We start from the raw sequence: 12,283 nt of genomic DNA on the forward strand, positions 1-12,283 counted from the left end.
TAATATAATTAAACAGCACACCATCGTTGGTAGGGACATGCTGAAAGCTTCACCGCACGTGCCACTGCAACGTGGCAGTACAGTAGCTGAACAGCACCACGAGCGATATGACGGAAGTGGATATCCACATGGGCTGAAAGGTTCAGAAATTTATACGCCCGCCGCGATTGTCGCTGTCGTTGACAGCTACGACGCGATGACTTCAGACCGCCCCTACCAAAAGGCAAAATCGAAGGAAGACGTGGTCAAGGAGATCGCGTCTATGTCCGGAACTCTGTACGACCCCAAAGTAGTTGACGCTTTTTTGCAGGTTGTGGAAGATTTCCATCAATAGGAGGAGTGTTTTCTATGAAAGCTCTCAAACGAATCGTTATCATGGGATCCTTGGTAGTGTCTGCTGCGGCATTTGCTCCAGCCATCGTCAGTGCCGATACGGTCGCGGGAACTCCGACAACTGGTATTGTCTCCGGAGTTGCGTTTCAAGCTGCAGCTACTGGTGATCCGGTATACAAACCGACAGCGATTTCATAATCCAATAATTTCGGAGGGGGCAATATGCCCCCTTTTTCATGTCCTCGTTTAGCCCCCTGCCTTCCCCCTACCTCGCCCCATCTTCACCTAGCATATCTTCTACCAGCCAACCTTTGCAGCCAAAATGACAGAACGGCACCACCGCTGTCGATGACCATATCGTACAAGCGTCCATCGCGGCCGAAGTACAGTTGAAAAATCTCTGTCGTGACGCCAAAGCAGATGGCTATCAGCAAGGTCAACCATGGCCTGTGAAGCCAGCGGACCAGAAGAATATCGAATATGAAAAACCCGAGGAAGTGGCAAATCTTCGAGATCGTGTACTTCGGGGAGCGAAAGTGAAAGTCCATCATCAGCAGATCGCGATATCGAGCGTGCGTATGAAAATGGAACGAACTTAGATAGAAATGAAACGGATCGACCGTGCAAGTGCCATAGAATAGCACAAGGCTCCATAGCAATACGGTCAGTCCTCTTCGCCAAGTCACACATCCACAACCTTTCTCGCCCACTGTATCACAGTCGCTTGCGGCTCCACAATAAAGCGCGGCGTTTGTTCAGGAGAAAGGCAAATTTCTCCGTCAACGCGCATAGTATCCACAAACCTAAAATTAACACAACCTTTACGAAATCCGGCGACATTGGCAGCAGGATTTGCATCATCGTGTGAAAAATGAAGATATAGGCAGACCATCGGCTCATTTTGACGACAAGGATGGACGTGCGAATGCAGTCATTTGATAACAAGGCATATTACATCAACCGCGAACTTAGCTGGCTCGCGTTCAACGAGCGTGTCACCGCAGAGGTGATGAATGCGGAGAATCCGCTGCTTGAGCGGCTCAAGTTCATGTCTATCTCCGCGTCCAATCTGGATGAGTTTTTCATGGTTCGAGTCGCTGGTCTGAAAGATCAAGTCAAACTGGGAATCGGCCGGCCCGACAACAAGACGCGGATGTCGGCGGCGGAACAGCTTCATGAGATCTCGAAGCGCGTCCATGCCGATGTTCGACGATTATACAGGAGTCTTACGACATCCGTTCTACCATCGCTGAAACGGGAAGGCGTGGCATTTCTCTCGCCGCGTCAATGGACCGCTGCGCAGCGACAGTATCTTGAATCGTACTACCATGAGCACGTCTTCCCAGTATTGACGCCGCTCGCTATCGACGCAAGCCACCCATTCCCCATGTTGGCGAATGGCTCGCTCAACGTGGCCGTTTTGCTCGAACCGAACGAGACGCCGGAGATACACTTGCACACGCCGCTGTTTGCGGTCGTTCAGGTGCCCTCCGTACTTCCTCGCTATCTCGAGGTCAAATCTTCGTCGCGCAATCATCGGCAGTGTTTCGTCTTCCTGGAGGCAGTGATTCAGCAATTTATCGAAACCCTTTTCCCAGGCAATCACGTACTGGAATGCGCGTGCTTCCGGATCACGCGCAACGCCGACATTATCGTGGATGAAGAAGGGGCCGAGGACCTGCTGGAAGAAATCGAAAAGGAACTGAAAAAACGCGACCGGGGCAATGCGGTGCGGTTGGAAGTCGAGCACACCATGAGCAATCACGTGGTGGAAACGCTCCGCGACTGGCTGGATCTCGAAGTGGAAGACGTGTATTCCATCCAGGGACCGCTGGATCTCACGTTCTTCATGCGATTCGCGTCCCTGCCGTTCGGCAACCATCTTCGGTTTGATCCGATGCCGCCGCAAGCCCCTCGCGACTTGTTCGGTGAAAACAACATGTTCGACGCGATCGCGAAAAAGGACATCCTGGTCTTCCACCCGTATGAATCGTTCGATCCCGTCGTCCACTTCGTCAATCACTCCGCCGACGATCCGAGGGTTCTCGCCATCAAACAGACGCTGTACCGCGTCAGCGGCAACTCACCGGTGGTCAGCGCCTTGGCGCGCGCCGCCGAAAACGGCAAACAGGTCACCGTTCTTTTGGAACTGAAGGCGCGATTTGACGAGGAAAATAACATCGTGTGGGCCAAAAAGCTCGAAGAAGCTGGCTGCCACGTGATCTATGGACTCGTCGGGCTGAAGACGCACAGCAAGATCACGCTTGTGGTGCGCCGGGAAAGCAACGACATCCGCCGTTACGTACACATGAGCACGGGCAACTACAACGACACCACAGCCAAGTTGTACACCGATATTGGCATGTTCACGGCCCGTGAGGACTTCGGTGAAGACGCGTCGCTCTTCTTCAACCACCTGACTGGATTCGCGATCACGCCCGCCTGGCGGCAGATTTCCACCGCGCCGCACGGGTTGAAGGATCGGTTTATTCAGTTGATTGAGGACGAAATTGAGCAACATCGGAAGAATCAGACGGGACGGATCATCGCGAAGATGAATTCGCTGACGGACAAGGATCTGATCTGCGCACTGTACAAGGCGTCGTGCGCGGGCGTCGAGATCGATTTGATCATCCGCGGCATCTGCTGTTTGCGGCCAGGCCTGCCGGGGGTCAGTGAGAACATTCGGGTGTCCAGCATCATTGGACGTTTTCTGGAGCACAGCCGCATCTTCTATTTCCAGCATGGCGGCGAAGAGCGGGTCTTTCTGTCCAGCGCCGACTGGATGACGCGTAACATGGTGAACCGCGTGGAGATCCTGTTTCCGGTCCTGCAGCAGAATCTGAAGGATCGGCTCAAGCACATCCTGCATATTCAATTGAAGGACAACGTGAATCGATACGTGCTGCTGTCGAACGGCAACTATAAAAAAGTGACGCCGGCGGCTGGAGAGGCGCCACTGGCGTCACAAATCTACTTTTACGACAGCGCCCGCGGATTCGTCGACGAGACGACCAAGGCGACCGTGGAGGCGATGACGCCGCGGACCACACCGAGATCGTAAGCGGCGTCAATCGGTGACAAAGCTGCGGAGCAACAGTTCGCGCCGGCGGAGAATGTCGTCGATCACGTCGATGGTCTCGGGCGTCATCGTCTGCATCGCAGACACGAGTTCCCCGTCCACCGCCAACAAATCGGAGAGCAGCCGTTCATTCTGGGACGAGCCGTGAAATACGTATTCGTCAGGCGGGACAGAGGCGGACAATACTTTCGTCCGGATCGCTTCCACGTGCCGGATGTACTGCTCCAAGTCTTTGACGGCTTCCAGTCCGTCCAGGGGCGGATATGGATTCTCGCGCGTCGGCTGCGGAATCGATTTTCGCAATTTGCTCAACTCGCCTTTGAGCTGCTCCGTATATTCCCCCAACGCCGAATCGACCGTATTGTGAAGGCCAACCATCCGATCCCGCAAGCGATACTTGGGATCCTTGACATTGACAAACCACGCGTTCATCCAGCCGGTCAACAAGGTGTTGACCACGTTGTTCGGCGCCACGGCAATACCGTACTTCATCAGATCGCTCAAGCGTCTCTCTCCTCAGTCTCGAATGACCCATCGATGCACATATCCATCGAACTTGCAAATCAAGTGTCGGAACGTCCGGTACCGCCCGCGAGACTGATGGGGCCGGCCGCGACCTGCGGATTGCCGACGAAGAACGGTTCGCCAATGGCCATATTCGGCGCCGATACAATACCTTTGTTTGCCATGATCATCGCGGTGTAGTAGCGGACAGCGTCGAGTTCGGACAACCCAAACGCCCGCAGCGAGATGAGTTCTTTCATCCGCTCATCCTTTGGATAGACGAGCGCTTTGACGTCGTTGAGTGTCAGACCGTAGACCGCCAAGAACTCCTGCAGGTGATCCTTGACCAACTCCAGTATCTCGGGCATTTTTTCATTGACTCGCTCGAGCTCGGTAAGCTGGACGATTTTGTTGATAGACTGCTCGATCACGGGGCCGGCGTACCAGTTGACTTCCTTCATGCTGACGTAGTGGCCTGCAATCGGCATGTGTTGGACCAGCTTCAGCGCGTCATCCGTCGTGTCGACGTGCACGTAACAACTCACGTGGTAGCCCATTTCCGCCATTTCACGGGAATACGCGACGCCGGACACTTCGAGAATGAGCTTCGATCTCGTGATGTAAATGACCTCGTACTGCCATGGGCTGTTCCCGCCGAAAAACGCTTGCTGGAACGCGCCGATGATGGGTCGATCCGGCGTCTGAATCACGTATTGCCCTGTTTCATACACGTTCAAAATAGCGCCGCGCGATTTCAGAACTGCGAAGTGGTTGGATTCTACTGTAAGCAATGAACCGTTCAGGATGTTGTTATCCGGATAATGATACGCGAGTACTTCCGGGCCCATCAATTCCTTGCCGTCACTTGTCAGCGTACTGATTACCTGACGAATTCCCGCCACGCCACTCATCCTCTCTACCGGTTTCTTTCACATTCATCATATACCAATTTCTTCTGGGTGAATCATGGATTTTTTTCGTGATCGAGAAATATTTCCTGAGCGAACGAATCAAATTAGGAGTAAGATTGTGATAAAAACGTGGTGATCAGCATGGAAACGTGGCAACGAAATCTCGCAGTGTTATGGATAGGCTCCCTTCTCGTATCCGCCAGTTATTCGATGGTTGTTCCATTTCTCCCCCTCTTTCTCCTCCAAATCGGCGTTCATTCCCACACAGAGATCTGGTCTGGCGCGCTCTACAGCGCAGCTTTCTTGGCCGGCGCCATCGCTGCTCCGTACTGGGGCTCTGTCGGCGACAGGTTCGGGCAGAAACCCATGATTGTACGCGCAGGCCTGGCGCTCATGGTTACATACGGATTGACGGCGTTCGTGCAGAACCCGTACGAGTTGCTTGTACTGCGGATTTTGCAGGGACTGTTGTCGGGCTATATTCCAGGATCCATCGCATTGGTTGGAACCAACACGCCTGAGGACAAGGTGGGGTACTCGCTGTCGATGATCTCTGCGGCGAGCTCCAGCGGCGGCATCATCGGGCCCATTCTCGGAGGGACTATCGCACGGCTGTCGACGAATCGCTACGCGTTCGCCAGCGCCGCCGTACTGGTGCTGTTTTCGACGATTTTAGCGATCATCTTCGTGAAAGAGGAACATTTCAAAGCGTCAGCGCAGCGTCCGTCGGTCTTCAGCGCCGTCGGCTCCGCCTTGCACAACCGACCGCTCGTGACCGCGCTGGTGTTGAACATGGTGGTCTCGTTCTCCATTATGACGATCGAACCTGTACTGACGTTATACATTACTCAGCTGGATCCTTCGACACATAACGCATCGTTTATTGCCGGAGTCGTCTTTTCGCTCTCTGGTATCGCCAGCGTGCTGTTTGCGCCTGTCTGGGGAAAATGGGCGGACAAAATTGGCTTCTCACGCATTCTGTTGTTTGGACTCGTCGGTGGGACCGTGTGGACGCTGATGCAAATTCCGTTTCACAACGTTTGGGCTTTCGCGGGGATTCGCTTCGTGTACGGGGCGTTCTTCTGTGCTGTCTATCCGGCCATCAACGGACTGATTGTCCGCTCCACCGCATCCACGTTTCGCGGACGCGCGTTTGGCCTCAATCAAACCGCCAACCAAATCGGAAACACGCTTGGTCCGATGGTTGGCGGTTTTGTGGGCGACACGACATCGATTCACGGCGTCTTCTGGGTCACCGGCGCACTGCTCGCCGCAGTGACAGCCGGTACCGTATCCGTGCGACGCCACCCGTCGCTGATGCCGGACACGGTTCATACGGACGCCGATTCGGCGCACACGTGATCATCAGGTATTTCGCTCGCGCTCGGTACGGCGTTGCGCAATCTGCAACGCCTCGACCAATTTGTCCATATCCGTCTTCAAATCCTCGTACTGCTCTTTCCAGTAGTCTCGATCCCGCTCCGTTTCGGAGCGAGCCCGCCGCTCTTCCGCAAACCTCGCTTCCAGGGCTTCATACTCCTTTTCGTAGGCCTCGAGCTGTGCGAGGAGATCTCCGCTCTCATCGACGATCTCGATGCTCTCCAAGTACGCCAGAAGATCGCGTTTCGTCATCCGTACACGGGACGATGCGTCGCTCGTTGGACGAACGGGTGGCGTGGAAGACATGGAAGTGGAAGACATGGAAGATGAGGCCGGATGAGCGATGGTCGGCTCGTCGACAGGTATCGAGACCTGAGAACGCCGATCCTCGCTGTAATCCCGCTCCGCGTTCGCGACGTCCAGTGGTTTCGGATCAGGTTCGACCAAGTCAGGCCAGTCCGGATCCGGTTCTGTCGGTCTAGGACGCGTCGCGCCCTTCGCATTGGCGCCTGCCGACTTCGAGCTCTTGACGAAGTTCTGCAAGCGAGACTTCGCCTCAGAGACGCGCTGTCCAAGCCTTCCCAGGCCCGGCAGGAGACGCGCAATGCCGCGATCACCGTCGGCGTCTCGCTCCTCCACAATGTCCTCGAACGCGAACTGTCCACGGCGAATGGCGTCGATGAGCGAGTGCAGACACGGCTCGTGGTAGGCGCCATCCAGGCGCAAATGGGCGCATTCGTCACAGACGTACTCGGACAGCTTCGACACAAACTCGCGCGTCAGATGCGTCGTCCGAGGCACGTGATAGAAGACGCCGTCCTCGCGATCCTGCACCTCCAAAATGTTGCGGGTCCCCAGTCGAAGCGCCGCAAGTTCAGCCGCCGCCAGGTTCATCACAGGCCCAGGGATCTCCTCCATGACGTCCTCAATCATTCCGCTGTGCGTGTGTTCCTCGCTGAGTGCACGATAAATCCGCATCAGGACAATATCTTCGGCTTCTTCCTCGGTCTCTGGCCAGTCCTTCAGGACAAACGCAGCCGGATCACGCCGACTCTCGATGAACTGCTCCGCTTCTTCCACGCTGATTTCATTGTCGTAGTATGTATCGTACACTGTGATACCGTATCGTTTCGCAGCATCCAGTGCCTGCATTCCTTCGAGTGTTCGCAACGCAATCCCTCACCGTTCAACTGAATTCAATTCTGTGCAGTTCAACCATGACATGCCCATGTCATGCCGAATGATGGTTCGACGTCGTTCGTCTACATTCGATACAAATGGCCAAAGCCCTCTCTCACGAGGGCGAATGGTCACAAATCGGTTGTATAACCGGAATATACTGGTCGAAATGTCACGCGTCACGCCGTTACGTCGTCCGCGATCACAGCGCCATTCCCCTTTGGCAGCGTCAAACTGCCAATCACGCCGACGACGGAAAAAATCGTCGGCAGGAGAAAGGCCAGGCTGTAGGCATGTTGTACCACCTGCCTCGTCACCGTGAGGCCTTGGGCTCCATTCGCATCGATCATCGCACCGAACAATACCGGCAACAGAACGGCGCTCAAGAAGCCGCCCGAGTTGGCGAAACCCGATGTAACGCCAGCCAACTCAGGTTTGACGTGATCGCGGATACACGCGAACGTGAGCAGGCTGCTGCCACACCCGAACCCAACGACAAACATCACGACGCCGGCCAATCCAATGGGAGGTTTTCCGGCAAAGACCACGACCGTCAACCAGGCCAAGGTCCCCAGTGATTGCGTCACAAAATAGGGACGTCTGCGATCGCCCAGTCGATCGCTCACCCACCCAATGATGGGCCCCGCCACAAGCGCGCCCATGAAGGCGACGAGGCTGAACCATGCCGCCTCGGATCGCGCTACGCCGTAGACACTCATGAAATAGGGCACGACCCACAGGCTGACCATCGCCAGATATGTCCCCATCGCGCCGAAATGGCAACAGAACGTCGACCAGGACAGTCGATCCCGCACAACTTTCGCCAACATCGCCCGGATTGGGAGCCGTTGAATGGTGATTTGGGCCAAATCCTCCTGAGCGTTCCCTCGGCCGCGCTTTGCGACAATGAGCACGAAGAAATCGACGATCGCGAGGGCGACCAGCAGCAACCCGATGATGCGAAACGGCATATGCCACCCGGCCACGGCGATCCAGGCCGCAAGCGGTACACTGGTCACCAACGAACCGAGACTGCCAGCCGTATTGGCCACGGCCAGCACGGCAGCAAAGCGTCCTTTTGCGAACCACTTCGCCAAAATCAGCACGATATTCACCCAAATGAGAGAGTCGCCGATGCCGACGATCGCGCGCCCAACAAGCAGCCAAAGGAACGTGTCCGCAGACGTGAACACGAGCGTGCCGACTCCGTCCAACAGCACGCCGATGACAAGCATGCGTTCCGGACCGGACTTGTCTCCATAGACACCTATCGGAATTTGCAAAAGCATATATAAGAGGTACTGAATACTGGTAATCGTGCCGAGAACCCCTGCGGACACATGAAATTCAGCCTGCAGTTGATCTCCAATCACACCTGGGCCTGTTCGCTGCGTGAACACCACCAGATACGATACGCTGATGGCCGCGAGCACCACCCAACGCCACTGGATTGTTGACGGGAGTCGAACATTGCGCACGTTCATTCTCGATGCCTCGCCATTCCGTCATCCTCTTTCTCAAAAAATAAACGACAGTGCACCGCGTGCACCGTCGTTTATCGTACCACTCTTGCCCGGGATGAACTACACCTTGCCCCTTGCGAGAGAAGTCTTTATTTAATTGGACGAAGACGAGCTGGATGACGAGTTCGACGCGTCGGTCGATGTGCTGGATGCTGCACCAGATGTCGACACTGCGGTGTGATCCAGGTACGAAACGCTGTACGTCGGCGTAGTGGTGGTCGACGAATCAGAGCTCGAGCTGGAAGAACTCGAAGACGAAGAGCTCGAAGACGAACTGCTCGGTGCCGGCAAGGTCAACGTGACGGTCTTGCCATCCGAGCTCAAGGAGACGCTCGACACTTGCACCGGTGTGGTGGTGGTGCCGTCTGTCTCATTGACGATAAACTCGTCAGCTGACGGCGCAGTCGTGAACGCTTGATCGAACGTGACGATCAATGCGCCGGAAGACAAAGCCACCGATTGAATCGTCGGATCGTCTGCTCCTTGAACGTAGACCGTGAACGGAACATTGGCGGTGAAGCCCTTCGCGTCCGTAGCCTGGATATGCGCCACGCCAGGCGCAACAGCGGTCACCGTGCCGTCCGAATCCACTGTGGCGACTGCCGTATTGTCCGAGGTAAATGTGAGGCTCGGCATCGGCGTGCATTGATCGTTGACGCCAGATACGGTCAATGTTTGGCCTACAGCGAGGCTGCCCGAGGTTTGGTCAACCGTGCCGTCGTTGACAGCGACAACCGGATCATAGCCCTGAACCGCCGCGCCTCCCATATACGACACACTATAATCCGGTACCGGATTCGGCGGTGTGACTTCCGGAATGGTGAATGTCACGGTCGTACCGTCGGCACTCAACGTCGACTTCGACACGCTCACGGTCGATCCGTCGCTGGCCGTCACGGTCACTTCGCTACCGCCTGGCGCAACCTTGAACGGATTCGCAAATGTGACGACGATGCTTCCATTGTAGGAGTCAACTGCCGTGATGGTGTTGGGGGTGTTCACATCGAGCGTGTGTGTATTCGTGTCCCAACTGCCAGCGCCAAGCGCAGTCAGGATAGGCGCCAGGAACGACACCGGAGCATACGTGGTGTTGCCGTTGGTGGCTGGATCAGCTTGGACTTCTGTATTGATCTTCGCGACGACCGTACCATTGACGGCGACGCTCGTGTTGCCGCTGCTGGACGCGGTCAAGTTGGCCGAGGTCAGTTTTGCGAGATCTGATGAGGAGACGTTGAGATCCCACGTGTGCGTCGCACCGTTCCAGGTTGCTGTATATCCGATTTGCTTCAAAGCGTTGTCGATGTAAAACACCGGCAAGTATGTTTCAGAGCCATCTGAGAATGTTTCTGGTTGGCTGAAGGTCGTTCCTCCAACGGAAATAGTGGATTCGAACCACGACGGCAATGTCACGTCAGCCATGGCAGCCGGAATGCCTGTGCCGATGACGATGGACGCTGCCGCAAGACCTGCGAGAGTCCGCTTCACAAATGACTTCCCCTTTCAAATCTCTCATCGTGTAGATAGCGCCGTTCAATTTGTAAAATTGTGTATAGATAGCGTTATCTATTCCAACTGATTGGAATAATAAAAATATAGCAGATTTCATAGAGCGAAAACATAGCGAACTTGATCTTTTTTGCGAATCATCGCATACCAATGCATGCGAATACCGACGCATGCGACAGCGTTACTTTTGGATCGTGAAGACGATGTGAAACGCAGGTTCCCGCTCACCAGGGTGATCCGCCTGATACGTCAGCAACGGCAGCACATAGAGGTTGGGAACCTTCTGGTTGCCCTGTTGAATGGTTGGGTACAAATCGACGTAGTGCACGCCAGGCGCCCCTGTCGCGCGAATTTGAATCTGCATGTCGCCGTTGGAGTTGAAACCGCACGCGTACCCGATGGATCCGTTGTCGTACAGCACGCTGTAACAGTTGTCATACGTGTCGGGCCCCCCGCCTTGCAGGTGAACCGTCAGAATTTGCCCTTCTTTCACCGTCTTCGGCGCCGATACGAAACTCGGATAAATCTGATAGTCGGTCGTCCCGATCACGTTGCCCTGCGAATCGACCACTTCAATCGTGTGCGCTGGCCCACCGACATTGACCGGCACTGTGATCTTGGCGGAGAGATCGCCCTTCGAATCCGTGGCCGCCTCCGCCAACACGGTTTCTGCCCCGTGAAAGCCAGCCGACGTGACATGGTTGCCGACCGTGTTCGACCACTCGATGGTCACCTGTTGATTGGCTGGCAGCGACGATCCCGTCAAGGTAAACGTGCTCCCGACAGTTCCGTGCCCCGGCGTCGCAACGAGGTGATCGCCAACGGACGGCGACGGCGCAGGGATACTGTCAAACACGTCGGTCGGTGTGCCCGTCGTCACGGTGACCGGAATGTCGAACGTCGGTTTCCACGAGTACGGCGACTGCTGTTCATTGAGGTATGGCGATCCAATCGAACATGGCACGATCTCGATTTGATGCGCCCCCACCCCCTCCGCCCGCACTTGGAATGTCGCCGAACCGTCTGTGGTCACGGCTGTGATGTTGCCCATCAGTTTGTTGTCGTACAGAGCCTCGTACGCGCTCGAATAGGCTCCATAGCCGATCCCGTCGACGTGCACAGTAAAGAATCCGCCTTCCGGCTCGACTTTCTTCTCGATGGACACCGACGGTTTCACCGTCACGCTTCCCTGCGCAACAACTTGCCCATTCCCGTCCAGCAGCCCAACTTGGTGAATATCCCCATACCCCTTCGGTACGACGAACGATGCGTTGACCGCGCCGCTCGCGTCGGATGTGACCCGCGCGATTGTCGTAACACCAGTCGAATACGATTCACCGACAAACGTATTGCCGTCCGTGTTCCACGTACCTTTGAACGTTTCCCACAGCAACTGATACGTCGCATTCGGCGCGAGACCCAGGACCTTGTACTTGACCGTCTCCCCGACGGTAGGGTAGGCGTCGCTCACTGAGACGGAGGATTGCTCCGCTGCCGGCGTTCCTAGTACATCGCTGCCGCCCGCGCTGGACGTATCCGCCGCAACCTGCATCGCTGCGCCAAATAAGAACGAGATGCTCGCCACGCCTCCAACGAGGGCCGAGGCCATACCATGTGCTCTTTTCATCCCTTTGCGACTCCCCCGCGCGTTCCAAAACGGAACCTGATCCGGGATTTGGACACTCTGCTATCCGGGTTCCCTAACGTTCATATATTAGGGGAAGATGGACAATTCCCTGCCGCGCGGCGAAGAATGTCGATCGCGGGGACGCGGGCGAACGCGGGGGCGGACGCGGGGGCGGGGGCGGACGCGGGGGCGGGGGCGGACGCGGGGGCGGGGGCGGGGGCGAAGTGAATGAGCAAAT

At 55.9% G+C, this 12,283-nt stretch carries 11 protein-coding genes; 4 read left to right on the forward strand and 7 right to left on the reverse strand.

The window, feature by feature from the left end; genetic code table 11:
* Together AAC01S_RS16770 and AAC01S_RS16775 are read left to right on the forward strand one after the other, a co-directional pair.
* On the forward strand, window positions 1–334 hold a 334-nt coding region (locus tag AAC01S_RS16770; protein WP_157071251.1), incomplete at its 5' end, for an HD-GYP domain-containing protein.
* Window positions 335–348: 14 nt separating this feature from the next.
* Window positions 349–531, forward strand: coding sequence for a hypothetical protein (locus tag AAC01S_RS16775; protein WP_067625160.1), 183 nt, complete (start codon window positions 349–351; stop codon window positions 529–531).
* A gap of 83 nt (window positions 532–614) precedes the next feature.
* Here the strand turns inward: AAC01S_RS16775 and AAC01S_RS16780 are convergent, their stop codons facing one another.
* Window positions 615–1,019 (reverse strand): VanZ family protein, encoded by a 405-nt coding sequence (locus AAC01S_RS16780; RefSeq protein ID WP_157071252.1) that lies wholly within the window; start codon window positions 1,017–1,019, stop codon window positions 615–617.
* Window positions 1,020–1,258: 239 nt separating this feature from the next.
* Here AAC01S_RS16780 and AAC01S_RS16785 point away from each other — a divergent pair, with 239 nt between their 5' ends.
* A complete protein-coding gene (locus AAC01S_RS16785; protein ID WP_067625166.1) occupies window positions 1,259–3,397 on the forward strand; it encodes an RNA degradosome polyphosphate kinase in 2,139 nt (712 codons plus the stop codon).
* Between the two features lie 6 nt (window positions 3,398–3,403).
* Here the strand turns inward: AAC01S_RS16785 and AAC01S_RS16790 are convergent, their stop codons facing one another.
* On the reverse strand, window positions 3,404–3,919 hold the full coding sequence (locus AAC01S_RS16790; RefSeq protein WP_067625168.1) for a hypothetical protein: 516 nt from the start codon (window positions 3,917–3,919) through the stop codon (window positions 3,404–3,406).
* A gap of 59 nt (window positions 3,920–3,978) precedes the next feature.
* On the reverse strand, window positions 3,979–4,821 hold the full coding sequence (locus tag AAC01S_RS16795; protein WP_157071253.1) for an SPFH domain-containing protein: 843 nt from the start codon (window positions 4,819–4,821) through the stop codon (window positions 3,979–3,981).
* A gap of 150 nt (window positions 4,822–4,971) precedes the next feature.
* Here AAC01S_RS16795 and AAC01S_RS16800 point away from each other — a divergent pair, with 150 nt between their 5' ends.
* Complete coding sequence (locus AAC01S_RS16800) at window positions 4,972–6,192, forward strand: MFS transporter (protein ID WP_067625188.1); 1,221 nt, start codon at window positions 4,972–4,974, stop codon at window positions 6,190–6,192.
* Between the two features lie 3 nt (window positions 6,193–6,195).
* Here the strand turns inward: AAC01S_RS16800 and AAC01S_RS16805 are convergent, their stop codons facing one another.
* The 4 genes from AAC01S_RS16805 to AAC01S_RS16820 form a co-directional block, all read right to left on the reverse strand.
* Window positions 6,196–7,380, reverse strand: a complete 1,185-nt coding sequence (locus AAC01S_RS16805; protein WP_067625174.1) for a hypothetical protein — start codon at window positions 7,378–7,380, stop codon at window positions 6,196–6,198.
* Window positions 7,381–7,568: 188 nt separating this feature from the next.
* Complete coding sequence (locus AAC01S_RS16810; protein ID WP_067625177.1) at window positions 7,569–8,873, reverse strand: MFS transporter; 1,305 nt, start codon at window positions 8,871–8,873, stop codon at window positions 7,569–7,571.
* A 132-nt stretch (window positions 8,874–9,005) separates the two neighbouring features.
* Complete coding sequence (locus tag AAC01S_RS16815; protein WP_067625180.1) at window positions 9,006–10,397, reverse strand: Ig-like domain-containing protein; 1,392 nt, start codon at window positions 10,395–10,397, stop codon at window positions 9,006–9,008.
* 202 nt (window positions 10,398–10,599) lie between these two features.
* Window positions 10,600–12,045: a hypothetical protein gene (locus AAC01S_RS16820; protein ID WP_157071254.1), complete on the reverse strand. Its 1,446-nt coding sequence runs from the start codon at window positions 12,043–12,045 to the stop codon at window positions 10,600–10,602.
* Window positions 12,046–12,283 lie beyond the last annotated feature (238 nt).

The organism is Alicyclobacillus acidiphilus NBRC 100859 (genome assembly GCF_001544355.1).
GTDB classification, from domain to species: Bacteria; Bacillota; Bacilli; order Alicyclobacillales; family Alicyclobacillaceae; genus Alicyclobacillus; species Alicyclobacillus acidiphilus.